Annotated in this window: 18 protein-coding genes and 2 pseudogenes; 11 read left to right on the forward strand and 9 right to left on the reverse strand. The window is 74.6% G+C overall.

The window, feature by feature from the left end; all coding sequences use genetic code 11:
* The first annotated feature begins 35 nt into the window (after nucleotides 1-35).
* Nucleotides 36-533, forward strand: a complete 498-nt coding sequence (locus tag IFT90_RS04630) for a general stress protein (protein ID WP_192041153.1) — start codon at nucleotides 36-38, stop codon at nucleotides 531-533.
* Between the two features lie 51 nt (nucleotides 534-584).
* Here IFT90_RS04630 and IFT90_RS04635 read toward each other — a convergent pair whose 3' ends face one another.
* Nucleotides 585-1,730 carry a hypothetical protein gene (locus IFT90_RS04635; RefSeq protein WP_192041154.1) on the reverse strand — a complete coding sequence of 382 codons (1,146 nt, stop codon included), beginning with the start codon at nucleotides 1,728-1,730 and terminating at the stop codon, nucleotides 585-587.
* A gap of 227 nt (nucleotides 1,731-1,957) precedes the next feature.
* Here IFT90_RS04635 and IFT90_RS04640 point away from each other — a divergent pair, with 227 nt between their 5' ends.
* The 3 genes from IFT90_RS04640 (at nucleotide 1,958) to IFT90_RS04650 (ending at nucleotide 4,365) form a co-directional block, all read left to right on the forward strand.
* Nucleotides 1,958-2,584 (forward strand): hypothetical protein, encoded by a 627-nt coding sequence (locus tag IFT90_RS04640; protein ID WP_192041155.1) that lies wholly within the window; start codon nucleotides 1,958-1,960, stop codon nucleotides 2,582-2,584.
* A 114-nt stretch (nucleotides 2,585-2,698) separates the two neighbouring features.
* Entirely contained in the window at nucleotides 2,699-3,508 is an 810-nt protein-coding gene (locus IFT90_RS04645) for a YcnI family protein (protein ID WP_192041156.1), read from the forward strand.
* The gene (locus IFT90_RS04650; protein WP_371812098.1) at nucleotides 3,505-4,365 is read left to right on the forward strand and encodes a copper resistance protein CopC; all 861 of its coding nucleotides are present in this window, start codon (nucleotides 3,505-3,507) and stop codon (nucleotides 4,363-4,365) included. Before IFT90_RS04645 ends, IFT90_RS04650 begins: the two co-directional genes overlap by 4 nt.
* A 121-nt stretch (nucleotides 4,366-4,486) precedes the next feature.
* Here the strand turns inward: IFT90_RS04650 and IFT90_RS04655 are convergent, their stop codons facing one another.
* Together IFT90_RS04655 and IFT90_RS04660 are read right to left on the reverse strand one after the other, a co-directional pair.
* Complete coding sequence (locus IFT90_RS04655) at nucleotides 4,487-6,013, reverse strand: aminopeptidase P family protein (RefSeq protein ID WP_192041157.1); 1,527 nt, start codon at nucleotides 6,011-6,013, stop codon at nucleotides 4,487-4,489.
* Nucleotides 6,014-6,060: 47 nt separating this feature from the next.
* Nucleotides 6,061-7,089 carry an endonuclease/exonuclease/phosphatase family protein gene (locus IFT90_RS04660; RefSeq protein WP_192041158.1) on the reverse strand — a complete coding sequence of 343 codons (1,029 nt, stop codon included), beginning with the start codon at nucleotides 7,087-7,089 and terminating at the stop codon, nucleotides 6,061-6,063.
* Between the two features lie 85 nt (nucleotides 7,090-7,174).
* Here IFT90_RS04660 and IFT90_RS04665 point away from each other — a divergent pair, with 85 nt between their 5' ends.
* Nucleotides 7,175-8,029 carry a PHP domain-containing protein gene (locus IFT90_RS04665; RefSeq protein WP_192041159.1) on the forward strand — a complete coding sequence of 285 codons (855 nt, stop codon included), beginning with the start codon at nucleotides 7,175-7,177 and terminating at the stop codon, nucleotides 8,027-8,029.
* 47 nt (nucleotides 8,030-8,076) lie between these two features.
* Here IFT90_RS04665 and IFT90_RS04670 read toward each other — a convergent pair.
* Nucleotides 8,077-9,513 (reverse strand): annotated as a pseudogene (locus IFT90_RS04670) (DEAD/DEAH box helicase); the annotation flags it as partial.
* 87 nt (nucleotides 9,514-9,600) lie between these two features.
* On the opposite strand from IFT90_RS04670, the gene IFT90_RS04675 reads away from it, so the two are divergent.
* Nucleotides 9,601-10,320 carry a ferritin-like fold-containing protein gene (locus IFT90_RS04675; protein WP_233569128.1) on the forward strand — a complete coding sequence of 240 codons (720 nt, stop codon included), beginning with the start codon at nucleotides 9,601-9,603 and terminating at the stop codon, nucleotides 10,318-10,320.
* A 30-nt stretch (nucleotides 10,321-10,350) separates the two neighbouring features.
* Here the strand turns inward: IFT90_RS04675 and IFT90_RS04680 are convergent, their stop codons facing one another.
* Both IFT90_RS04680 and IFT90_RS04685 read right to left on the reverse strand, forming a co-directional pair.
* Entirely contained in the window at nucleotides 10,351-10,641 is a 291-nt protein-coding gene (locus tag IFT90_RS04680; RefSeq protein WP_192041160.1) for a hypothetical protein, read from the reverse strand.
* Between the two features lies 1 nt (nucleotide 10,642).
* Nucleotides 10,643-10,867: a DUF3107 domain-containing protein gene (locus IFT90_RS04685; RefSeq protein ID WP_123548145.1), complete on the reverse strand. Its 225-nt coding sequence runs from the start codon at nucleotides 10,865-10,867 to the stop codon at nucleotides 10,643-10,645.
* A 121-nt stretch (nucleotides 10,868-10,988) separates the two neighbouring features.
* On the opposite strand from IFT90_RS04685, the gene IFT90_RS04690 reads away from it, so the two are divergent.
* Both IFT90_RS04690 and IFT90_RS04695 read left to right on the forward strand, forming a co-directional pair.
* Nucleotides 10,989-14,177: an ATP-dependent DNA helicase gene (locus IFT90_RS04690; RefSeq protein WP_192041161.1), complete on the forward strand. Its 3,189-nt coding sequence runs from the start codon at nucleotides 10,989-10,991 to the stop codon at nucleotides 14,175-14,177.
* Nucleotides 14,174-17,449 carry a UvrD-helicase domain-containing protein gene (locus IFT90_RS04695; RefSeq protein ID WP_371740998.1) on the forward strand — a complete coding sequence of 1,092 codons (3,276 nt, stop codon included), beginning with the start codon at nucleotides 14,174-14,176 and terminating at the stop codon, nucleotides 17,447-17,449. The genes IFT90_RS04690 and IFT90_RS04695 overlap by 4 nt, the downstream gene beginning before the upstream one ends.
* A 96-nt stretch (nucleotides 17,450-17,545) precedes the next feature.
* Here the strand turns inward: IFT90_RS04695 and IFT90_RS04700 are convergent, their stop codons facing one another.
* Nucleotides 17,546-18,541 carry a phosphotransferase gene (locus IFT90_RS04700; RefSeq protein WP_192041162.1) on the reverse strand — a complete coding sequence of 332 codons (996 nt, stop codon included), beginning with the start codon at nucleotides 18,539-18,541 and terminating at the stop codon, nucleotides 17,546-17,548.
* A 74-nt stretch (nucleotides 18,542-18,615) separates the two neighbouring features.
* On the opposite strand from IFT90_RS04700, the gene nudC reads away from it, so the two are divergent.
* Both nudC and IFT90_RS04710 read left to right on the forward strand, forming a co-directional pair.
* On the forward strand, nucleotides 18,616-19,548 hold the full coding sequence (nudC, locus tag IFT90_RS04705; RefSeq protein WP_192041163.1) for an NAD(+) diphosphatase: 933 nt from the start codon (nucleotides 18,616-18,618) through the stop codon (nucleotides 19,546-19,548).
* On the forward strand, nucleotides 19,545-21,257 hold the full coding sequence (locus IFT90_RS04710; RefSeq protein ID WP_192041164.1) for a UvrD-helicase domain-containing protein: 1,713 nt from the start codon (nucleotides 19,545-19,547) through the stop codon (nucleotides 21,255-21,257). The genes nudC and IFT90_RS04710 overlap by 4 nt, the downstream gene beginning before the upstream one ends.
* On the opposite strand, the pseudogene IFT90_RS17510 reads toward IFT90_RS04710, so the two are convergent.
* Nucleotides 21,256-22,125: pseudogene (locus IFT90_RS17510) on the reverse strand (hypothetical protein); the annotation flags it as partial. The gene IFT90_RS04710 and the pseudogene IFT90_RS17510 overlap by 2 nt on opposite strands.
* A 24-nt stretch (nucleotides 22,126-22,149) precedes the next feature.
* Nucleotides 22,150-23,526 (reverse strand): zinc-dependent metalloprotease, encoded by a 1,377-nt coding sequence (locus tag IFT90_RS04715; protein WP_192041165.1) that lies wholly within the window; start codon nucleotides 23,524-23,526, stop codon nucleotides 22,150-22,152.
* 99 nt (nucleotides 23,527-23,625) lie between these two features.
* Between IFT90_RS04715 and IFT90_RS04720 the strand changes: the two genes are divergently transcribed.
* The gene (locus tag IFT90_RS04720; protein ID WP_371740999.1) at nucleotides 23,626-24,735 is read left to right on the forward strand and encodes a PDZ domain-containing protein; all 1,110 of its coding nucleotides are present in this window, start codon (nucleotides 23,626-23,628) and stop codon (nucleotides 24,733-24,735) included.
* Nucleotides 24,736-24,833 lie beyond the last annotated feature (98 nt).

Genomic DNA, 24,833 nt, shown 5'->3' on the forward strand with positions numbered 1-24,833 from the left:
TGCTGCCGTCCATGCCGACGTGTTTCACTGCTCTCATGACGAACCCGAGCCCCTGGGGCCGCCGAGCGCCGAGCGTCCCGACCCTGCCCCGCGGCGACGTCCTCGGGACGTACGCCAGCTACCCCGAGGCCCAGGCCGTCGTCGAGCGCCTGTCGCACGCCGACTTCCCCATCGCGCAGCTCGCGATCATCGGGAACGAGCTCACCACGGTCGAGCGGGTCACCGGCCGGCTGACCTACGGCCGTGCGGCGCTGGCCGGTGCCGTCACGGGCCTCTGGATCGGCGTCTTCTTCGGGGCCGTCATGCTCCTCTTCTCGCCCGACACCGCCTCCGTCACGACGATCCTGGCGGCGTCGCTGATCGGCGCCGGCTTCGGCATGCTCTACGGACTCGCCAGCTTCGCGATCAGCCGGCGCCGCCGCGACTTCACCTCGACCCACCAGGTGCTCGCCCGCAGCTACCAGATCGTCGTCGACCCGGAGCTCACCCACCGCGCGCAGCAGATCCTCGCGGGGCCGCAGACCGGGCGGTGAGGCGACCAGCTCGTCGATCGGTCCGGTCGGCCGGCACGCCCGCCGGTCCGGTCAGCCGCGCAGCGCCGCCGCGAGGTCCTCGGGGAGGGGCCTCGCGCCTCCGTCGCTCGTCAGCAGCCGCCCGCAGCCGTCCAGCTCGGCGGTGAGCAGCGGGTCCGACGGCAAGGAAGCGCCCGCCGCGTGGTCGGGGAGCGTCACGAACGACGTCGTCGTCGCGTCGCACTGCTCGAGCCCGGGTGTCGACGGCTGCCCCGCGGCGAGCACCAGCCGGGACCCGACTCCGTCCGCGAGCGGCACGACCCGCGTGAACGTCCCGCTCGTGACCGACTTCGAGATCGTCCCCGGCGCCGCCGCGGACCCTGACCCGGCGCCGGTGCCGAACGGGCTGTCGGTGGGCGCCGCGGGCTCCGGGAGCGGCGGGTCGACCGCGTACACGCAGGCGCGGTCGAGGTCGGCCGGGTCGGGCAGCGCAGGAGGCGCCATCGGCTGGGCGGGGACGGCCGGCACCGTCGTCGTGCCGGCCGCGTCGTCGGTCACGACGTCGTCGGGCTCCAGGCCCTCGATCCTGGTCGTGGTCCCGACGCCGAGCATCCAGGGCAGGGAGGCCTGCATGCTGCAGCCGGCGTCGAGCGCCGCCCGGCTCTGGACGAGCGAGACGCGGACGAGCCGTTCCTCCTCGACGGGGAGCGCGTCGAGCACGTCGTGCGTGCCGGGCAGCGTCCCGCCGCACGGGGTCACCGGCCAGGCCGCGCGCATCGACCGTCCGTCGGCCGAGGTCAGCCAGAGGTCGGGCACGATCTCCATGTCAGCGGTGCACACGCCCGAGCCGCCGGTCTCATCGGGCAGGGCGAGGGCGGCGAGCAGCCGGTCGAGGTCGTCCGTCCAGGTCGTCTCGAGGCGTGCGGACCAGCGGCCGTCGGCGTCGTCGACGCTGTCCGTCGTCCAGGCGCACCGCACGGCGGAGACCGGCGTGAAGCCGTCCGGCACCGACCCGGCCAGGGGAGGCGGCGGGGCCGACGGCGCGGCGCCCGGCTCGGGCACGATCCAGGCGTCGGTGCTCAGCGCGCAGTCGGGGGGACCCTCGACGACCTCGGCCACGGGCCGAGGCGGCGCCGTGGCGTCGAGGGCGCAGCCCGCCGTGACCAGCAGCACGACGAGCACCGCCCCGGTCGTCGTGGTCGTGCTCAGCCGCCCCATGGGGCGAGCGTAGGAGGCGCCCGACCCGTCGTGCGGGATCGTTGCCGACCCGTGACCCCGCTGTCCCAGAGCGGCGACGGCGACTGCATCTGCAGCCCTCGCCTGCCTCCCCGCCGCGACCGGCGGGAGAGGTCGCTCGGCGTCGACGGACCTGTCCCGTCCCGGCCCGTGGCCGACCCCGGCCGCCGGTAAACTGGCGCGACCGTCCCCGACCCCGAGAGAGCGCCATGGCCCCGAGATGGACGCGGTTCGTCCGCGGCTGGCTGACCGCCGGCTTCTCCGTCGTCGTCGCCGCCTTCTCGCACGTCGCGGGCGGTGGCGCCGAGCCCGGCACGCTCGGGGTGGTGCTCGCGCTCGCCTTCTCGGTGCCCCTCTGCATCGCGTTGACCGGCCGCCGGGCCTCGCTGCTCCGTCTCGCCGTCTCGGTCGCCGCCAGCCAGCTCGCGTTCCACCTCCTGTTCTCGCTGGGCGCCGCCGCCGCCGGCTCCGGCTCCGGCTCCTCGGCCGTGGGCGGGCACCACTCGCCCCTGGTCGTCACGGCCGGCGCGTCCGACGTGCTCGCCGCGCCCGGCGGGCACCACATGGCGATGGCCGGCGGGCTGATGTGGGCCGCGCACGCGGCCGCCGCGCTCGTCACCGCGGTCGGGCTGCGCTGGGGCGCCCACTGCCTCGAGCGCCTGGCTCTGGTGGCCGTCCACGGCCTCGCCCGCGTCCGTCGTGCTCTCTCCGGGGCCGTGCCGCCCGTGAGCACGGGCCCACGCCTCCGTCCCGTCCTCGCCCTGCCGGGGCGGCGTGCGCCGCCCCTCCGGGCGATCGGCGCGAGGCCCCTCCGCGGTCCGCCCCTGCCCGTCTGACCACCGCACCGGCGTCGACTCCCGACGCCGGTGCCCGGCCCGCCGTCCGCTCGACGACGAGGCCCGGACCAGACGACACCGGCCGCCGCCGCGCGGCCAGACAGGACCACCACCATGACCACCACCCGCTCCTCCTCGCGTCCGGCCGCCGCTGCGCGCGTCGCCGCAGCCCTCGGCGCCGCGGCACTGCTCACGCTCGCCGCCCCCCTGGCGGCGTCGGCGCACGTGCGCGTGAACCCGGCCCAGGTCGACCCCGGCTCGTACGCCACCCTCACCTTCAAGGTGCCGACCGAGTCGGCCACGGCCGGGACCGTCGGCCTCACCGTCGACCTGCCGACCGACACGCCCTTCACGTCGGTCACCTACCAGCCGCTGCCCGGCTGGACCACGGTCGTCACCACGAGCACCCTCCCCGAGCCCGTCCAGCTCGACGGCGCGACCGTGACGGAGGCGCCCACCGAGGTCACCTGGACGGCCGACCCCGGCACCCAGGTCGGCCCGGGGGAGTTCCAGCAGTTCGTCATCTCCGCGGGAGCGGTGCCGGAGACCGGCTCGATCACGTTGCCCGCCCACCAGACCTACTCGGACGGCTCGGTCGTCGACTGGGCGGACGAGACTCCGGCCTCGGGCGAGGAGCCGGAGTTCCCGGCCCCGGTGCTCTACGTCGAGGACGCCCCGCCCGCCGACGAGCACGGCGGCCACGACATGTCGGGCGGTGCGGACGGCGCCGCCGTCGCCGCGGGCGACGACTCGTCGTCCGGCGACGCCGGCTCCGCCTCGGACTCGGTCGCCGTGGGCATCGGCATCGGCGGTCTCGCGCTCGGCGCCGTCGCGCTCGTCGTGAGCGTCGTGGCGCTGACCCGACGGCCTCGCGCCGCGGGTGCGACCCGACCCGGCACGGACGGGGCGGGGGAGCGCCGGTGATCCGCGCCTCCTCGCCCCTGCCCGGTCGCGCGCCGGCCGGCCGGCGACCGTCCCGTGCCGCCCTCGTCGTCGGCGTCCTGGGCGTCGGGGCGGCGGGCCTGCTCGCGCTCGCACCGGTCTCGTCCGCCTCGGCGCACGACTACGTCGTGAGCAGCACGCCCGCCGAGGGCAGCACGCAGACCGTCGAGCTCTCCGAGGCGTCGATCACCTTCAACGACGTGATCCTCGACCTGTCGGGCACCGGCTCGTCGAACGTGCTCGAGGTGACCGACGCCTCCGGGCGGCACTTCGAGGACGGCTGCTCGGCCACCGGCGGGGCCACCCTCAGCACCGGGGTCGCGCTCGGCGCGGCGGGCGACTACACCATGACGTACCAGGCCGTCTCGGCTGACGGCCACACCGTGTCGGCGTCGCTGCCCTTCACCTGGGCGCCGCCCGCCGGGGCGAGCGTCGCCGAGGGAGCCGCCACCCGGCCCGCCTGCGACAGCTCGGACGAGGGCGCGGGCGCGGCCGGTGCGGGGCAGCCCACGGCCTCGGAGGAGCCGGGAGGCGCGGAGTCGACGGGCGCAGCCGTCCCGTCGGCCTCGGCGGACCCGACCGACGGCGCCACCGGCGAGGCCCTCGCCCAGACCGCCGACCCGGACCAGTCGAACCTCGGCCTCGTCGTGGGCATCGGGATCGGCATCGTCGTGCTGGCGCTCGTGGCCGTGGTCGTCGTGCTCGTGACGAGCCGACGGCGCGGCGACGACGTCGCCGGTCCCGCGGGCGAGGTGGACCGGACCGACGGCGTGGACGGCGCGGGACGCGCTGACGGCGTGGACGGCACGGAGTCGGGGCCCGGCACCGGGCGCGACTGACGCAGCTGCACGGCACGCGCCTCCTGCGGGGCCCGTGCTCCGGCCACACGAGAGCCCCGGCCCCCTGAGGGGGACCGGGGCTCTTCCCGTGGGGGCCGAGGGCCTCCCCGTGGGAACGGTGCTACGGGCGGGCGATCCAGGCCTCGACGTCCGCGACCGTGCGCGGGATGCCGACCGAGAGGTTCTCGGCACCGTCGGCCGTCACCAGGATGTCGTCCTCGATCCGGACGCCGACGCCGCGGAACTCCTCGGGCACGGTGAGGTCGTCGGGCTGGAAGTACAGGCCGGGCTCGATGGTGAACACCATGCCGGGCTCGAGGACGCCGTCGAGGTAGAGGTCGCGACGCGCGGCTGCGCAGTCGTGCACGTCCATGCCGAGGTGGTGGCTCGTGCCGTGCACCATGTAGCGGCGGTGGTACTGGTGGTCGGGCTCGAGGCTCTCCGCGGCGCTGACGGGCAGGAAGCCCCACTCGGCGGTGCGCTCGGCGATGACCTGCATCGCGGCGGCGTGGATCTCGCGGAACGCGATGCCGGGGCGCACGATGGCGAAGGCGGCATCTGCGGCCTCGAGCACGGCCTCGTAGACGAGTCGCTGCACGTCGCTGAAGCGGCCCGACACCGGCAGCGTCCGGGTGATGTCGGCGGTGTAGAGGCTGTCGAGCTCGATGCCGGCGTCGATCAGGATCAGGTCGCCGTCGGCGACCGGGCCGTCGTTGCGGGTCCAGTGCAGCACGCAGGCGTGGTCGCCGGAGGCCGCGATGGTGTCGTAGCCCACCGTGTTGCCGTCGGCCCGGGCGCGGCGGTTGAAGGTGCCCTCGACGAGGCGCTCGCCGCGGGGGTGGGCGACGATGTCGTCGAAGTCCGCGATGACGTCCGAGAAGCCGCGGCCGGTGACGGCGACCGCCTGCCGCATCTGCGCCACCTCCCACGCGTCCTTGACGAGGCGCAGCTCGCTCGCGTCGCGGGCCAGGACGTCGACGGCTGCGGCGGACGTCAGGTCGGCGTCGGTCGCGTCCGCGTCCGTCTCGTCCGTGCCCGTCTCGTCCGGGCCGGCGGAGTCGACGGCGGCCGCGACGACGGCGTCGACGCGCGCGGTCAGCTCGGGGTCGGCCTCGCGGAGCACGAGGGTGGCGCCGGTCGACGAGGCGACGACCGCGTCGAGCTCGGCGAGCTCACGGGTGGCGAGGTCGAGGTCGGCACCGACCTGCGCGAGCGAGGGGCGAGGTCCCGTCCAGAACTCCCCGATCTCGGGGTCGGCGTAGAACTCGTCCGACTCGCGACCGGCGCTGGCGCGGAAGTACAGCGTGGCCTCGTGTCCGTCGCCGGCGGGCTCCAGGACGAGCACCGAGCCGGGCACGGTGGCGGAGCCCCAGCCGGTCAGGTGCGCGAAGGCGGAGTGCGCCCGGAACGGGTAGTCGCAGTCGTTCGAGCGGACCTTCGCGCGCCCGGCCGGGACGACGAGGCGCTCGCCCCGGTGCAGCTCGGAGAGGCGAGCCCGGCGCGCGGCGGCGAAGGCGGCTTCCTCGCGCGCCGCCGGCATCACCTCGTCACGATCGGCCCACCGGGACGAGATGTAGTCCTCGAACGAGTCCGAGCGGGGGGTGGTCGATCGGTTCGTGGTGGCACGGGGTGCCTTCTGTGCGTCCATGCCGCCATTGTCCCGCGAAGTCGCGGGCCGTCCAACCCGGTGCGGGGTCAGGCGCCCGTCATGGTGAGCTGCGCGACGACGGGGCGGTGGTCGCTGCCGGCCTCGTCCTGGTCGGTGACGACCTTGTAGCCGGTCGGCATCCAGGAACGCGTCGCGAGGACGTGGTCGATGGGGGTGCCGAGCAGCGGCGGGAGGTCGGTGGGCCAGGTGCCCAGGCCGGCGTTCGCGGTCGTCACCCCGACGTCGCGGCACCGGCCGAGAGCGCCGCCCGCGGTCCCGAGGCCGGCCATGTGGTCGAGGGTCGCGTTGAAGTCGCCCGCCATGATGACGTTCCCGTCCGTGCAGGCGTCCGCGAGGTACCGGAGGCCCGCCTCCCACGGGTCCATCTGCGCGGTCGTCGGCGCGACGGGGTGGGCGGCGACGATGGTCGGCCCCGTCCCCGAGGCCGGGGTGGCGACCACCGAGGGCATGAGCGGCGTCGTCTCGACGGCGGTGCCGTCCTCGGCCAGGGCGACGGTGTACTCGCCGAGGGCCGCCGCGATGAGCAACGACGTCGGCTCCGAGCCGCCCTGGGCGGGGTACTCGACGGTCTTGACGGTCATCGGCAACCCGGCCACCGCCATGGCGTCGGCCACCGCTGTCGCGGTCTCGGCGCTCGTCTCGGGAAGGCTCACGATCTCCGCGCCCTCCTCGACGGCCAACGCGGCGATCGCCTCGGCGCCGGGCGCGCCTCCTTCGGTGTTCCAGACCACGACCGTCAGGTCGGTCGGCAGCGCCTCGACGAAGTCGTCGCGGCCGATGCCCCTGGCGGCGGCCACGCCGATCGACACGGCCCCGAAGACGAGCAGCAGCACCCCGAGGGAGGCGGCGATCGACCGGAGCGGACGAGCCGCGATCCCGACGACGAAGAGGACCACGGCCAGCACGCCGGCGACGGCCGCTGCCGCACCGCGGAACGAGACCAGCTGGGCGACGGGCCACGTCCGCTGGAGGTCGAGCTGCTGCGGCCAGAGCACGACGAACAGGGCGGCGGCGACCGCGAGGACGATGACGAAGGCGACGAGACGACGGATCATGGCGGGACCGAGCATAGGCGACCGCCCGTCCTGTGCAGGGAGGACGCTCGGGCGGGCCGGAGCGGTGTCGGCCTACGATGAGGGGATGCCCCACCGCCCGATCGACCTGCACACCCACAGCAGCGTCTCGGACGGCACGGAGACCCCCGCCGAGCTCGTGGCTGCGGCCGTCTCCGCGGACCTCGCCGTCGTGGCCCTCACGGACCACGACTCGACGGCCGGCTGGTCCGAGGCCACCCGGGCCGTCGCGGGCACCGGCCTCACGCTCGTCCCGGGCATGGAGATGAGCACGAGGCTCGGCATGAACAGCGTGCACATGCTGGCCTACCTGTTCGACCCCGAGGACGCCGCGCTCGTCGCCGAGACGGCACGCCTGCGCGACAGCCGGCTGCACCGCGCCGAGCGCATCGTCGAGCGGATCGCGGCGGACTACGACGTGAGCTGGGCCGACGTCCTGGCCCAGTCGACGCCGGGCGCGACCCTGGGACGGCCCCACATCGCCGACGCCCTCGTCGCCGCGGGCCTCGCGCCCGACCGCAGCGCGGCGTTCGCCGGCATCCTGCACTGGCGCTCCGGCTACTACGAGCCGCACGAGGCGCCCAGCCCGATCGACGCGATCCGGCTCATCCGTGCAGCCGGCGGCGTCCCCGTGATCGCCCACCCGGCGACGCGCGGACGCGACACGAACATCTCGGCGCGGTCGTTCGAGCAGCTCGTCGAGGCGGGCCTGCTGGGCGTCGAGGTGCGGCACCGCGAGAACACGGAGGCGGGCGCCGAGCGCCTGCGCGAGCTCGCGGCCCGGCACGACCTCATCACGACCGGCTCGAGCGACTACCACGGGACGGGCAAGCCCAACCGGCTGGGCGAGAACAGCACCGACCCCGAGCAGCTGGCGCGCATCGTCGACGCCGCGACCGGCTGGCGGCCCGTCGAGGGCTGATCGTCCCGAGGTGCGCCGGCGGACGCGGTCGATCGATCCGTCCGCCNCGACGCGGGGGCGTCGCCGGCCGGGCGGCGACGCCGCGTGCGGCTGCGTCGGCGAGGGGCCTCGCCGTCGCCAGCGGGCGCAGCCGTGGGGGCCTCGGCCGGAGCCTGGTCACGGCGGGGCGCCTGGTCGCGTCGCGACGACTGCTCGCTCCCGCGACGACCGGAGTCGCCCTCGGCGCCGCGCGACCGGCTGCGCGAGCCGGGGTTGCGCTCGCGGGCCGTGGCGGCGCCGCCCTCGACGGCGGCCTTCGGGGCCGACTTGAGGCGGCCCTTGGTGCCGGCGGGGATGTCGAGGTCCTCGAAGAGGTGCGGGCTCGACGAGTAGGTCTCGACGGGCTCGGGCTGGCCCATGTCGAGGGCCCGGTCGATGAGAGCCCACTTGTGCAGGTCGTCCCAGTCGACGAACGTGACCGCGATGCCGGTCTTGCCCGCGCGGCCCGTCCGGCCGGCGCGGTGCAGGTACGTGTCGTGGTCGTCGGGGACCGTGTGGTTGATCACGTGCGTCACGTCGTTCACGTCGATGCCGCGCGCCGCGACGTCGGTCGCGATCAGGATGTCCTTCTTGCCGGCCTTGAAGGCCGCCATCGCGCGCTCGCGCTGCTCCTGGTTGAGGTCGCCGTGCACGGCGGCGGCGTTGAAGCCGCGGTCGTTCAGCTCTTCGACCAGCTTCGCGGCGGCGCGCTTGGTGCGGGTGAAGACGACGGTCTTGCCGCGGCCCTCGGCCTGCAGGATGCGCGCGATGACCTCGTCCTTGTCGAGCGAGTGGGCGCGGTAGACGACGTGCTTGATGTTCGCCTGCGTCAGGCCCTCGTCGGGGTCGGTGGCGCGGATGTGGATCGGCTTCGTCATGAAGCGGCGGGCCAGCGCCACGATCGGGCCGGGCATCGTCGCCGAGAACAACATGGTGTGGCGCGTCGCCGGCACCTGCTGGAAGATCTTCTCGATGTCGCTGAGGAAGCCCAGGTCGAGCATCTTGTCGGCCTCGTCGAGCACCACTTCCTGCACGCCCTTGAGGTCGAGGAGGCGCTGGCCGGCCAGGTCGAGGAGGCGCCCGGGGGTGCCCACCACGATCTGCGCGCCGGCCTTGAGCTGCTCGACCTGGCCCTCGTAGGCCTTGCCGCCGTAGATGCTGACGACCTTGGTGTCGCGGTTCGACGTGGCCACCTCGAGGTCCTCGGCGACCTGGACGCAGAGCTCTCGGGTCGGGACGACGACCAGCACCTTGACGCCGGGCTCGGGGGAGAGGCCGATGCGCTGGACGACGGGGAGGCCGAAGCCGAGGGTCTTGCCGGTGCCCGTCTTGGCCTGGCCGATGATGTCCTGGCCGGAGAGCGCGAGCGGGATGGTCTGGGTCTGGATGGGGAACGGTTCGAGGATCCCCTTCGCAGCCAGTGCGTCGACCATGTCCTGGTCGATCTGAAGATCGGTGAAAGTCACGTAGTTGCCCTGTCTCATGTGTAGGCGGATCGCGGACAGTTTAGCCCGTCGTGCGGCCGCGACCCCCGGACCCCGTAAGCTTGCGGCGTGGTGTCATGGAAGGGCCGGAGGTCTCAGCGCGGCGTCCCGTCCATCCAGTGGCCGCGGCCCGCCTCCAAGGCCGTGCCCGTGAACCGGGTCGAGCTCGGCGACTTCACCCCCGACCTCGACGTGTACCTCGGGCAGGCCGCCTACCTCGAGCTGTCCCTCTTCGAGGGCCTCGGCCGTGCTGCGGAGTCCGCCCCGCACGTGCGCGCGCAGCGGATGACCGCCCGCGTGGCCGGCAGCACCCTCGACCGGCACCGGGGCCTGCTCGCCGAGATCGAGCGCACCGGGGGCGACCCGACGGTCTCGATGGAACCTCACCGCCACGCCGTGGACGAGTTCCGTCGACGCACCGAGGGCGCCGACTGGCACGAGGCCATCCTCGCCTCCTACGTCGCCGCCGGCCTGCTGAACGACGTCTTCGTCCGACTGGCGGCGGGACTGACCGCCGACCACCGCGAACGGATCGTGCGGGTGCTGGAGGCGGGAGACGACGAGTCCGCCATCGTGGCGGAGCTCTCGGCGGCCATCGAGGACGACCCGCAGCTCGCGTCGCGCCTGGCCCTGTGGGGCCGCCGACTCGTCGGCGACACGCTGCTCGTGGCCCGCGCGGCGATCTCCGCGTCGCACGAGTCCGCCGACGACGAACGGCTCGAGCCCGTCTTCACCGAGCTCGTGGCGGCGCACACGCGCCGGATGGACGCCCTCGGCCTCACGGCCTGACGACACCTCGCTGCGGGGCAGCGCGCGGTGTCAGCCCCGCATCAGGCGGGCGAGCAGGTCGCCGTCGCGGCGTCTCCTCGCCGTCGCCGCGACGCGGCAGACCACGATCGCGACCACGCCCGCCAGCAGCAGGGCGACGACCCAGATCCAGCCGCCGTCGGCTCTCAGGCCTGCCAGGAGGAGGACCTCCCAGGCGACGGCCGCCACGGCCGCCGCGGCCGCAGGGGCCAGGAGCACCCCGCGGGTGTCGTGCGCCGGCAGGGCGAAGTGGGCGACGAAGCCCAGCAGCGCACCGCCGAGCACGACGAAGAGGAGCTCCATGTCAGCTGACGAAGCCGACGCGGCGGTTCTCGTCGGAGCCGACCTCGACGTAGGCGAGGGAGGCGGTGGGCACGAGGTAGGTCTTGCCCTTCGAGCCGGCGAGGGTGACGTACGTCTTGCTGCCGTCGAGGGCGTCGGCGACGATCGCCTCGACCTCGGCCGCGGTCTGCGACGTCTCGAAGCTGATCTCACGGGGGCTGTTGGTGATGCCGATGCGAATGTCCACGTCGTCACGATATCCGACCCGGCCCGGTGCGGCCTGACGCGTTCACCGAGAGCGCAAGCGGCGTCGCGGCACCGGCCCGCGTCGCTCCTCGGTGTCGGCGGCAGCCGCTAGCGTCGAGCGCATGGTGACGACCTCCTTCCGCCCGGTCTCGGGCACCGACACGCGGTCGGCGGTCGAGCTCGACGCGTCCCAGCGGGCGGTGCTCGACCTGCCCGACGGCGTCTCCGCCGCGGTGATCGGGGCCCCGGGCACCGGCAAGACGACCGCCCTCGTCGAGTTCGTCGCCGACCGGCTCGAGACGCGCGGCTGGGCGCCCGGCTCCGTGACGGCGCTGACGCCGTCCCGCACGACGGCCACGCGCCTCCGTGACGTCCTGGCCGCCCGGCTCGACGTGCCCACCCCCGGCCCCCTCGCGCGCACCGTCTCGTCCCTCGCCTTCGACGTGGTCGGCCACGCCGCCCGTCTCGCCGGCGCCGAGCCGCCCGCGCTCCTGACCGGCGGGGACCACGACTCGGTCGTGCGCTCGATGCTCGAGGGCCACGAGGTCGACGGCACGGGCCCTCGGTGGCCCGACGTCCTCGGCCCCCGCGTCCGCGTGCTGCGCGGGTTCCGCACCGAGCTGCGCGAGGTGATGATGCGCGCGACCGAGCAGGGCCTCTCGCCCGACGACCTGCGTCGGCTCTCCGCGGCGCGCGACCGGCCCGAGTGGGCCGCCGTCGCCGACTTCGTCGACGAGTACCACGTCGTCGTCGACGCCATGCCAGGCCGCCGACTCGACTCGGCCGAGCTCGTCGACTGGGCCGTGGCGGCGCTCGACCGCGGCGAGACCGCGCCGGTCGTCGACGGCCTCCGCGCCGTGCTCGTCGACGACGCCCAGGAGGCCACCGAGTCCACGGTCGCCCTGCTCCGCGCCCTGGCGCGCCGCGGGGTCGCCGTGATCGCGCTCGGCGATCCCGACCTGGCCACGAGCGCGTTCCGCGGCGGCAGCCCCGACGTGCTCGGCCGGCTCGGGCAGCGGCTCGGCCTGCCCGACGCGCGGACGCTGTGGCTGTCGACCGCGCACCGGCACGACCCGCCGCTCCGGGAGCTCGTGCAGCGGGTCACCGCGCGCATCGGCACGGCCGGCGCCGGGCGTCAGCACGCCGCCGAGCCCGGGCGGCCCGCGGCGGGAGTGCCGGGCGCTCAGGGCGCGCCGGGCCTTCGTCCGGACGTGCAGCCTGGCCGTGACGTCCCTCCGGTGCTCTCCGTCCAGGCCGACAGCCCCGCCCACGAGCTCTCGACGGTGGCGCGCGTGCTCCGCGAGCACCACCTCGTCTCCGGCGTCCCGTGGTCGAGCATGATGGTCGTCGTGCGCAGCGGCGGCCAGGTGCCCGGCGTCGCCCGCGGCCTCCAGCTGGCCGACGTCCCCACGCGCACCTCAGCAGCGGGACGTGCCGTCCGCGACGAGCACGGGGCGCGACACCTCCTGCTGGCCGCCTCGGTGGCCGTCGGGCGCGACGAGCTCACGGCCGACCTCGCGGCCGAGCTCCTGCTCGGCCCGCTCGCGGGCTTCGACGCCCTGTCCCTGCGCCGCCTCCGGCTCGCCCTGCGGGCGGACGAGCTCGCGGGGGGAGGCACGCGCTCCGCCGACGCCCTCCTCGTCGAGGCGCTCGCCGGGCCGGGACGCTTCGCGACGATCGACTCGAGGCCGGCGGCCCGGGCGGGCCGCTTCGCGGCCAGCCTCGACGGCGCCCGTCGCGAGGCCGCGGCCGGCGCCAGCATCGAGGAAGTCCTCTGGGGGCTGTGGGACAGAAGCGGCCTCGCGCGCGAGTGGAGCGCCCGCGCCGCGGGCCGGGGCATCGTGGCGGCCGAGGCCGACCGACACCTCGACGGGGTGGTCGCGCTGTTCACGGCCGCGAAGCGGTTCGTCGAGCGCACCCCCGAGGCCCCCGCCGTCGGGTTCCTCGACGCCTTGCTCGGCGCCGAGGTGCCTGAGGACACCCTCTCGCCGCAGGCGTCCGCCGAGTCGGTGCTCGTCTGCACCCCGTCGGCCGCGGTGGGCCTCGAGGTCGACGTCGTCGTGGCAGCCCGCCTGCAGGACGGCGTGTGGCCGAACCTCCGGGTGCGCGGTGCCCTGCTCGGCCCCGACGACCTGGTCGACGCGGCGCAGGCGGGCGAGGGACCCGACCAGGGGCCGACCCCGGTCGACGCCCGTGCCGCGGTGCTCAGCGACGAGCTGCGCATGTTCGCGCTCACGGTCTCGCGAGCGCGTCGCCAGGTCGTCCTCTCCTGCACCTCCGACGACGACGAGGGGCCGTCGGTCTTCTTCCGGCTGCTGCCGACCGACGCGCCGTCGCCGTCCGGGGGGCACCCGCTCTCGCTCCGCGGCCTCGTGGGTCACCTCCGGCACGTCGTGGTCGAGTCGACCCACCAGGGCCGCGCGGAGTCGGCGACGGCGGGCCTGGCCCGTCTCGCCGCGGCCGGCGTCGCCGGGGCGCACCCGGGCGAGTGGTACGGCCTCGCCGAGCCGAGCACGTCGGCACCCCTGGTCGACCTCACCGAGCCCGAGGCCCACGTCGCGGTCTCGCCCTCCCAGCTCGGCTCGTTCGAGGAGTGCCCGCTGCACTGGTTCGTCGACCGGTTCGGCGGATCGGCGCCCAACGCCTCGATGGGCATCGGCACGGTCCTCCACTCCGTCATGGAGCACGCGCTCGACACCGACGTCGAGGCCCTGTGGGACGCGGTCGAGGAGCGCTGGGACGAGCTCGACTTCGAGTCGCCCTGGATCGCCGAGGCCGAGAAGCGCCGAGCCCGGCAGATGACCGAGAGCCTCGCCTCCTACCTGCGCGACTTCGCGCAGTCGGGCGGCGAGCTGATCGGCGCGGAGTCGACCTTCACCCTCGACACCGGCCCGGCGCGCCTCCGTGGCTCGATCGACCGGGTCGAGCGCACCCGCGACGGCGCCGCGGTCATCGTCGACCTCAAGACCGGGCGAGCTGCGCCGACGTCGTCGGCGGCCATCGCCGCCCACCCGCAGCTCGGCAGCTACCAGCTCGCCCTCGCCGACGGCGCGGTCGAGAGCGTGCCGGAGGGGACGCCGCCGGGCGGAGCGAAGCTCGTCGTCGTGTCCTCCGGCGTGCGGGGCAAGCTCTACCGGGAACCCGCCCAGGCCGCCTTCGACGCCGAGATGCTCCAGGAGTTCCGCGGCCGCGTCGAGACCGCGGCCGAGGGCATGGCGGGGCAGGTCTTCCTGGCCCGCCTCGACGAGCACTGCGAGGGCAGGACCGGTGGCTCCTGCCGCATCCACGTCGTCGGCGAGGTCAGCTCGTGAGCCTGTCGGCGGTCGACGTCGCGGTGCGCCTCGGCCTGCCCGAGCCGACGCCCGAGCAGCAGGCCGTCATCGAGGCGCCGCTCGTGCCCGCCCTCGTGGTCGCGGGCGCCGGCAGCGGCAAGACCGAGACCATGGCCAACAGGGTCGTCTGGCTGCTCGCCAACGGCCACGTCGAGGTCTCGCAGGTGCTCGGCCTGACCTTCACGCGCAAGGCCGCCGGCGAGCTGGGCGAACGCATCGAGAAGCGCATCCGCCAGCTCGGCGAGGCGGGGCTGCTGGGCGACGACCCCGACCCGTTCGACGTCCCCACCGTGTCGACGTACAACGCCTTCGCCAACGGGGTGTTCCGCGACGACGCCCTCCGCGTGGGTCGCGAACCCGAGTCGCAGGTGCTCGGCGAGGCCTCGGCCTGGCAGCTGGCGCGGTCGCTGGTCGTCGCGAGCCGCGACGAGCGCCTCGCCGGGCTCGGACGCAGCGTCGACTCCTTGACGGAGGCGGTGCTCCGGCTGAGCCACGCCCTCAGCGAGAACGTGGCCGACGGCGACGACGTGCTGCGTCTCAGCGACCGGTTCCTCGACCTCGCGGGCCTGCCCTCGACCAAGGGGTCGGCCTACAAGTCGGTCACCGACGCGGTCGCCGCGGTGTCGGCGCTGCCGCCGCTCGTGGCGCTCGCCGAGCAGTTCGCCGACGAGAAGGCGCGTCGGGGCCTCGTCGAGTACTCCGACCAGGTGGCGCTCGCGCTCGACGTCTGCGACACGGCCCCCGAGGTCGTCGACGCGATGCGCGCGCGCTTCCGCGTCGTGCTCCTCGACGAGTACCAGGACACGAGCGTCGTGCAGACGCGCCTGCTGTCGCGCCTGTTCGCCTCCACGGGCGTGATGGCGGTCGGCGACCCGCACCAGTCCATCTACGGCTTCCGGGGCGCCTCCGCGGCGAACCTCGGCCGGTTCCCCGTCGACTTCGGGGCCGAGCCCGACGCCGTCTACAGCCTCTCGACGAGCTGGCGCAACTCCCGAGGCGTGCTCGACGCCGCCAACGTGGTGGTGGCCGAGCTGGCGGCGGCGTCCGAGGTGCCGGTCGGCGAGCTGCGAGCCCGGCCCACGGCCCCCGACGGCCGGGTCGAGACGCTCTTCGAGCAGACCCTGCCGGCCGAGGCGGACCAGGTCGCGGCCTGGTTCGCCCGCGAGCTCGCCGACCCGCCCGTCGTCGACGGCGTCCCGTCGCCGCGCACTGCGGCGCTGCTCTTCCGGTCCAAGAAGACGATGCCCGCCTTCGTCGAGGCGCTCGCCGAGCGCGGGGTGCCCTACCGGGTGCTCGGCGTCGGCGGGCTCCTGCAGCGCCCCGAGGTCGTCGACCTGGTGTCCTGCCTCCGGGTGCTCCACGACCCCTCGGCCGGGTCCGAGCTCATCCGGCTCATGACGGGTGCGCGCTGGCGGATCGGCCTGCACGACGTCGCGGCGCTCCGGTCCGTCGCCTCCTGGCTGTTCGCCCACGACCACGCGCAGCAGGTGCTGGGAGACGAGGTCGCCGCGGGCTTCCGCGCGTCCGTCGCCGTGGGCGAGCACGGCTCCCTGGTCGACGCGCTCGACTTCGTGGCCACGGCGCCCGACGGGCACGGACAACTGCGCGGGCTGAGCGACGAGGGCCTCGCCCGGATGCGGCGGCTGGGCTCGCAGCTGGCGTTCCTGCGCGGGCGCACGGGCCTCGACCTTGTCGACCTCGTGACGCTGGTGCAGCAGGAGATGCTGCTCGACGTCGAGGTCGCGGCCGCCACGGGGCAGGGCCACGGCGGCGCGTGGCTGCAGGCCTTCGAGGACGAGCTGACGGGCTACGTCGCGGCGGACGAGAACGCCGCCCTCGGCGGCTTCCTCTCCTGGCTGGCCGCGGCCGAGCGGCGTGACGACATGGGGCCGAGGTCGGACGACGGCGAGCCCGGCACCGTCCAGCTGCTCACCGTGCACGGCTCCAAGGGCCTCGAGTGGGACCTCGTCGCCGTCCCGCGCCTCGTCGAGGGCGAGCTGCCCGGCACGTCGCGCGAGGGCGTCGGCTGGCTCGGCTTCGGCGAGCTGCCCTACGAGTTCCGCGGCGACGCCGCCGAGCTGCCGGACCTCGCCTGGCGCTCCGTCGACGACCAGAAGGAGTTCGACCAGCGACTCGCGGCCTTCAAGGACGACCTCCGGCGTCGGCACCTCGCCGAGGAGAGGCGCCTCGCGTACGTCGCGTTCACCCGAGCGAAGGAGGCCCTGCTGCTCAGCGGGTCGTTCTGGTCGTCGACCGTGAAGCCGCGGCAGCCGAGCAGGTACCTGGCCGAGCTTGTGGAGGCGGGCCTCGTCCCGGCCGAGGCGGTGCCGGTCGAGCCCGACGACGAGTCCGACCCTCTCGCCCAGTCGTCGCGCGAGCTGGTCTGGCCCGTCGACCCGCTGGGCCCGAGGCGCGCACGGGTCGAGCGCGCCGCCGTACGGGTCGGGCGCACCCTCCGAGCTCGCGAGTCGGGGGAGGACGGCACCGGCGAGGTGGTCGACGCGGCGGCCCGGCGGCGGGAGGACGTGGGGCCGTGGGCCGACGACATCGAGCTGCTCCTGCTCGAGCGAGAGGCCGTCCGCCGGCGGGCCGGCAGCATCGACCTGCCGCAGCGCATCCCGGCGTCCCGGTTCAAGGACTACGTGAGCGACCCCTCCGGCGTCGCCTCGTCCCTCCGACGTCCGCTGCCGGAGCGCCCCTACCGGGCGACGCGCCTCGGCACCCTGTTCCACGAGTGGGTCGAGCAGCGCTACCGGCCGACCGGCCGCGCCGAGCTGCTCGACGCGTGGGGTCTCGAGCTCGACCTCGACGACGACGAGGAGCGCGGCGGGAACGGACTCGTCGATCCCGACGACGCGCGCCGTCTCGTCGAGCTCCAGGCCACCTTCGAGGGGTCTCCCTGGGCACGGCTCGAGCCGGTCGAGGTCGAGCTGGAGGTCCACCTGCCGCTCGGACGGCGGACGGTCATCTGCAAGATCGACGCCGTCTTCGAGCGGGAGGGGCGCCTCCAGGTGGTCGACTGGAAGACCGGTCGAGCCCCGACGGACGACGCGGACCTCGAGCTTCGGCAGCTGCAGCTCGCCCTCTACCGCGAGGCGTACTCCGCGTTCCGCGGCGTGCCGGCGGACGACATCGACGCGGCCTTCTACTTCGTGGCGGACGACGTCGTGGTCGAGCCCCGGCACATCGCGGACAGGGACGAGCTGACGGCCCTCTGGGACGCGGTGGAGGCAGGAGGCCAGGCCGAGTAGCCCGCCGCCCAGGCGCAGGCGCGACGGGCAGCTCGGTCGAGCCGAGGGTCAGCGCGACCGGGTCTCCGCCGGTCCGGTCGTCAGCCCGACCGGGTCTCAGCCGTGCCGGCGCTCGGTGGTCGAGAGCAGCTCCTCGACGCCGTCGAGGTCGAGCGCGGCCGTCGAGTCCGACGAGATCGACACCCCGTCGGGAGACTGCAGCCGGTCGACCAGGGCGGCCATCATGCCGACGGCGTCGTCGACGACGGCGGTGTTCTTCGTGGCGGTGCCGTGCAGGAGCCACTTCGCCGTGTCGAGCTCGCGGTAGAGGGTGGCGCGGCGTCGGAGCTGGTGGTCGCTCGTGCCCCGGGCGTCGTTGTAGGCCGAGAAGGCGGAGTCGACGGCCTCGGGGCCGGCGCCGAGCAGCCAGGCGAGGTCGCGGGCAGGGTCGCCGACCTGCAGGTCGTGCCAGCCCAGCACCCCGGTGACGGCGCCGTCCAGGACGAGGAAGGACGCCGCGTCGAGGGAGCCGTTGACGACGGTGGGCTGGAACTGCCACAGCACGTGGTCCTGGATCGCCGCCTCCCACCGCTCGAGCAGCGCGGCGGGCAGCAGCCGGGTGGAGGCGGCGCGGTCGACGAGCGAGGCCGTCGAGCGCATCGCCTCGAACGGCGTGTGGCTCGTGAGCCCCGCGTCGGTGACGAAGCTGGTCGGCAGGGCGTGGATCGCGGCCACGCCTCGGCCGAGGGCCGTGGGCAGGCCGGAGCCGCCGGTCACCTGGGCCGTGCGGAGGTGCGTCCCCGCGATGAAGTCGTAGACGATCCCGCGGGTCCGGCCGACGGGGGCCTGGCCCCGGTAGGACGGGACGGCGAAGGGCAGACGCCCGCGGACGCCCGCGCTGAGGGCCCGGAGGGCGACCAGGTCGGCGGACTGCTGTGCCTCGGCACGCTGCGACCGGGGGACGCGCACGATGAGCTCGTCACCGGCCCCCGTCGTGAGCAGCGCGGAGTCGACGTCGCCGGTCGAGGAGCCGTGCGGGGAGGTCGTGCGCACGTCGAGGTCGGCGACGGCGGCCGTGGCCAACGCGGCTAGAGTGAGGTGAGATCTGGCCATGCCCTCAGGGTAGGCCGCAGTGTCCGGTGCTCCGCCGTTCGCCACGCTGTCAACTCGCGATGATTGGTCGTCCGATGTCCTCGCCGCTCACGTCCCGGCTGCCCCTCGCCCGACACCAGGTCGACCGCGACTACCTCACGCGAGAGAGACCCGACGCGATCCCCGAGCTCCTCGCAGAGCAGGGCACGCGCGTGCTCCCCGTGTGGGGCACCCGCCTGCTGATGGCGGGCGGCGACCGTCTCGCCCTCCTGCCCCCGAGCGAGGTCCCCGAGGCGGCCGGTTACCTCTACCTCGGACGGTCGCTCGACCCCGACGCGGCCGAGCCCGTGGGCACGCCCCTGGTCGCGGCCCTGCTCGACGACGAGGCCTCGGCCCGGCTGTCGGCGACCGACGACGACTGGGGCAGCGTCCGCATGTTCGGCACCCGGCTGAGCGACCGGGACGCCGGCCTGGCCGTCGAGGCCGTGGCGCTCGCGAACTGGCACGACTCGCACCGGTTCTCGCCCCGTACCGGCCGTCCCCTCGTCCGCGACAAGGCCGGGTGGGTCGGTCGCGACGCCGACGACGGCCACGAGGTCTTCCCCCGGACCGACCCGGCGATCATCGTGGGCGTCACCGACGCCGAGGACCGCCTCCTGCTCGGCTCGAACGCGCTGTGGGAGTCCAACCGCTGGTCGCTGCTGGCGGGCTTCGTCGAGCCGGGCGAGTCCCTCGAGCACGCGGTCCAGCGCGAGATCTTCGAGGAGAGCGGCGTCAAGGTCGTCGACCCGCGCTACGTGGGGTCGCAGCCCTGGCCGTTCCCCGCCAGCCTCATGCTCGGCTTCACGGCGCGCGTCGACGTCGACGACCCGGGCACCCTCGAGCCCGACGGCGCCGAGATCCTCGACCTGCGCTGGTTCAGCCGCGACGAGCTGGCCGCCTCGCTCGGCGAGGTCCTCCTGCCCGGCCGCACCTCCATCGCACGCGCCATCATCGAGGACTGGTTCGGCGCCGAGCTCGACCAGTGAGCGACGCCGCGTCGCTCATCGCGGGCCTCGACGAGCAGCAGCGCGAGGCGGCCAGGCGACTGCTCGGCCCCGTCTGCCTGCTGGCGGGGGCCGGCACGGGCAAGACCAGGGCGATCACCCACCGGATCGCCTACGGGGTCGCCACCGGCGTGTACGCGCCCGGGCGCGTGATGGCCCTGACGTTCACGTCGCGTGCTGCTGCCGAGCTCCGGGGGCGCCTCCGCCAGCTCGGTGCGGGCGGGGTCTCTGCTCGCACCTTCCACGCCTCAGCGCTGTCGCAGCTGTCGTACTTCTGGCCCCAGACGATGGGCGGGCAGATGCCGCGGCTGATCGACAGCAAGGGGAAGCTCCTGGCGCACGCGGCCGAGCGTGTGGGCCTGAAGCTGGACACGGCGTCGCTGCGCGACACGGCGGGTGAGATCGAGTGGCGCAAGGTGTCGCGGCTGACGGTGGAGCAGTACGCCGTGAAGGCGCACTCGCGGAACCTGCCGCAGGCGCTCACCGTCGAGAAGGCCGTCGATCTGCACCGTGCCTACGAGGACATCAAGGACGAGCGCCGGCAGCTCGACTTCGAGGACGTCCTCCTGGCGACCGTCGGCATGATGCAGCTCGAGCCCCGCGTCGCGCAGCAGGTCCGTGAGCAATACCGCTTCTTCGTCGTCGACGAGTACCAGGACGTCTCCCCGCTGCAGCAGGAGCTGCTCGAGCTCTGGCTCGGCGACCGCAACGACCTCTGCGTCGTGGGCGACGCCAGCCAGACGATCTACTCGTTCGCCGGGGCGTCGGCCGACTACCTCCTGGGCTTCGGCTCGCGCTACGACGACGCGACCGTGGTCCGGCTCGAGCAGAACTACCGGTCGTCGCGCCAGATCGTCGACACGGCGAACCAGCTGATGCGGGGCCGGCCCGGCGCGCTGCACCTCCACCCGGCGGTCGAGTCGACGGGGCCGGTGCCGCCCGTCGTCCAGTACCCGACCGACATGGCCGAGGCCCGCGGCGTCGCGCAGACGATCGCCGACGAGATCCGCAGCGGGGTCGCGCCGGAGGAGATCGCGGTGCTCTACCGGGTCAACGTCCAGGCCGCGGCCCTCGAGCGCGCCCTGGCCGACGTGGGAGTCTCGACGCGGATCCACGGGGCCACCCGGTTCTTCGACCTCCGCGAGGTCAAGGAGGCGGTGATGATGCTCAAGGGAGCCTCGGTCAGCATCATCGGCGAGCCCCTCTTCAAGACGGTCAGCGACGTGCTGCGCTCCCTCGGCTGGACGCAGGAGGCGCCGGAGCAGCGAGGCGCCCTCCGCGACCGCTGGGAGTCGCTGAACGCCCTGATGGGCCTCGCCGAGGCCTCGCCGGAGGGGACGACCCTGGTGCAGTTCGTCGAGGAGCTGCTGGCGAGGCAGGCCGGGCAGCACGAGCCGACGATGGCCGCGGTCACCCTCGCCACGCTGCACTCGGCCAAGGGCCTCGAGTGGCGGAGCGTCTACCTGATCGGCCTCAGCGAGGGTCTCGTGCCGATCAGCTACGCCCAGGGCCTCGAGGCGATCGACGAAGAGCGTCGTCTGCTGTACGTCGGCATCACCCGGGCGCGGGAGCGACTGCGTCTCTCGTGGGCGCCGAGCGGCCAGGGCCGGGGCGGCGAGCGTCGACCGAGCCGGTTCCTGGAGGAGCTCCGCACCCGCAGCCGGGATGGGGCCGCACGACCGACGAGCTGACCTCGTAGGTGTCGAGGTCGATGCGGACGACCTCTGCCGGCGGGGAGCCGCCGACGCGGCGCTCGCCGTCGCCGTCGCCTCCGGCCGGGGACGTCGTCGCCGCGAGGACGCGGCGGACGGTCCGGACCGCGGCGTCCCGCAGGACGAGCAGGGGAGGCGCGGCGACGGGGAGCGCGGCCAGCTGCCCTGCGACGGCCGGCCACGCACGGTCGCGGTCGCCGTCGTGGAGGTGCAGGCACCGCGCACAGGCTGTGACCCCGGGGACGACGACCGGACCGACGCGGACCGAGCGGTCGCCGACGCGCACGAGGACGTGCGGCACGTCCCGGCGCAGCCACTCGGACACGACGACGGGGTCGAGGGCGAGGCCGCCGACGACGACGCCGACCTGCTGCCGCGCCCCGTCGACCCGACCCGGCGTCGAGGCGGCCGAGGCGGCCGACTCGCCGTCCTCGAGGAGCACGCCGAGGCCGCAGGACTCGAGCAGGCGCCCCACCTCGTCGGCCAGGGCACCGCGCCCCGCGAGCCGGACGACCGGGCGGGGCGTGAGGGCGAGCTGTGCCGAGGGGCCAGGGAGGAGGACGGGCCCGAGCCGCCTCACCAGGTCGTCGGCCTCGGACCTGTCGCAGCCCACCTGGACCACCACCGCCGAGATGCCGCCAGCCCCGAGGCCGGCCGAGAGGGCGGCCAGGAACTCCGCCTGCCCCGCCGTGACGCGGTCGACGACAGCGTGCACGTGCTCCACCCCGATCTGGAGCGACGACGGATCACGCCAGACGACGGGAGCACGGGCAGGGAGACGGAGCGGCGAGGAGCGGGGCACCTGACGAGACTGGACCACGCCGTCCGGCCCCGCGGGGTTGTCCACAGGAGCTCGGGGCCGTCGTGGACCTCAGGGGGCGGGGGAGGAGCCGGGCTCGTCGGCCGAGCCGTCCTCAGCCTCGCGGGGACGGTCGTCGCTGGTGTCGTTCAGCAGGTCCTCGATGGCCTGGTCGACGTCGTCGAAGGCCGGCTCGTCCGACGTGAGCCGGGCGATAAGCGCCTGCGGGTCGTCGACGTCCGCGCTGGTGGGCACGATGTCGGGGTGCGACCAGAGAGCGTCGCGCTGCTCGGCGCCCACCGCCTCCGAGACGGCCGACCACATGGCCGCGGCCTCGCGCAGTCGACGGGGTCGCAGCTCGAGTCCCACGAGCGTGGAGAACGCGGACTCGGCCGGCCCGCCTGCGGCCCGGCGACGGCGCACCGTCTCGGCGATCGCGGCGGAGCGGGGGAGGCGCGCGGTGGCCTGGGCGGTGACCACGTCGACCCAGCCCTCGATCAGGGCGAGGGTCGTCTCGAGCCGGCCGAGCGCGGCGAGCTGTTCGTCGGTCTTCGGGGGGATCAGCGCACCGCTCGCCAGCGCGTCGCGCAGCTCGCCCGGGTCGGAGGGGTCGAAGTCGACCGCCAGCTCCTCGAGCCGGGCGGTGTCGATGCGGATGCCCTGGGCGAACTCGCGGATCGACGAGATGAGGTGGAGGCGGAGCCACCGAGCGTGCCGGAACAGCCGGGCGTGGGCGAGCTCCCGCACCGCGAGGTAGAGCTGCACCTGGTCGGTCTCGATGTCGAGGCCCTCGCCGAAGGCGGCGACGTTCTGCGGCACGAGCGCGGCCTGCTGGTCGTCGAGGAGGGGGATGCCGACGTCGCCGCCGGACACGACCTCGGTCGAGAGCTGGCCCACGACCTGGCCGAGCTGCATCGCGAACAGCGTGCCGCCGACGCTGCGCATCACCTGGCTGGCACCGGCGAGCAGCTGCTGCATCTCTTCCGGGGCCTGCTCGCGGAGGACGTTCGTGAGCGAGTCGGCGATGGACTCGGCGACCGGCTCGGCGAGCTGGGTCCACACCGGCATCGAGAGCCGTGCCCACTCGGCGCGCGTGAGGAGGCGAGGCGCCACCGTGAGCTCGGAGACGAAGGTGACGTCGTCGAGCCAGAGGGCCGCGACGTGGAACGCCTGCTCGAGGGCCCGCTCGTCGGCCGGGCTGGTCGCGACGGCGGACTGCGTGCCCACCGAGGCGGCCTGGTCGGTCGCGACCGACCAGTCGATGCCGTCGCCGCTGCGGGCGACGGCGGACTGCAGCTGGCTCATCAGCTGGGCCACGAAGGCCGGGTCGTTCGGCAGCCCCGCGGCACCCGCGAGCTGCGACGGATCGATCTCGGAGTCGCCGGACAGGAACTGGCGGAGCATGTCGCGGAACTCGTCCTCAGGCTCGCGCTGCGGATCATCGGTCATGGTGGCTACGCTAGCTCGTGGCCCCAGGAACAGCCTGGATCCCGGCCGATGCCCCAGGGTCCTTCGCTGCGCCCGTGGCGAACAGCGAGAGGAACACCCGTGGCCTTGTTCACGCCCCCGACCCGAGCCGCCACGGCCGGTCGCCGTTCCGGCCGTCTGGGCTGGTCCCTCCTCGGCGTCGCGCTCGTCTCCGGCCTCGCGCTCACCTTCATCCCGTCGCCGTACCTGATCGAGCAGCCCGGCCCCGTCTTCGACACCCTGGGCACCGCCGAGTACGAGGGCGAGGACGCCCCCCTGATCACCGTCGACGGTGCGGAGACCTACCCCACGGCGGGCTCCCTCGACCTCCTCACCGTGAGCGTCCAGGGCAACGAGTCCGTCCGCCCGAGCTGGATCGAGGTCGTCGGCTCCTGGTTCTCCCCGAGCCGGGCCGTCGTGCCGGTCGAGGCGATCTACCCCTCCGGCGTCTCGAACGAGCAGGTCGACGAGCAGAACGCCGTCGACATGCAGAACTCCCAGAAGTCCGCCGTCGCGGCCGCCCTGGTGCACGAGGGGTACCAGGTCCCCAGCACGGTGTCGGTGAGCCAGGTCTCGCCCGGCGGTCCGTCCGAGGGCGTGCTCGAGGAGGGCGACGTGCTCGTGAGCGTCAACGGGCAGGACCTGACGACGAACGGCGACGTCGACGCCCTGCGCTCGATCGTGGCCGACAACGGGGCCACGTCCCCGGCGGAGGTGGTGGTCGAGAGGTCGGGGCAGCGCGAGACCGAGCGGATCACGCCCCAGGAGGTGCAGGGCACCTCCTTGCTGGGGGTCGGGGTGAGCGTCGACTACACGTTCCCCTTCGACGTCACCCTGCGCCTCGACAAGGTGGGCGGCCCCAGCGCCGGAATGATGTTCGCCCTCGGCATCATCGACAAGACGACGCCCGGCGAGCTCAACGGCGGCGAGCGGGTCGCGGGCACGGGCACGATCACCGCCTCCGGCACGGTCGGCCCGATCGGCGGCATCCGCCAGAAGCTCTACGGCGCGCTCGACGCGGGCGCCACCGTCTTCCTCGCGCCCCGCTCGAACTGCGACGAGGTCGTCGGCCACGTGCCCGACGGGCTCGACGTCTACTCGGTCGCGACGCTCGACGACGCCGTGACGGCGCTCGAGACCGTGGCCGACGGAGGCGACACCGGGGCCCTGCCCACCTGCTCGGCACAGTAGGCACGAGGAGGCGCGTCCAGCTCCCTCTTGGACGTGTCGAGGACGATGGGCGGGCTCGCAGCCTGTTCGGGAGCGGCCCCCGTAGGATGGCCGTCCAC

The organism is Frigoribacterium sp. CFBP 8766 (assembly GCF_014841435.1).
Taxonomy (GTDB): Bacteria; Actinomycetota; Actinomycetes; order Actinomycetales; family Microbacteriaceae; genus Frigoribacterium.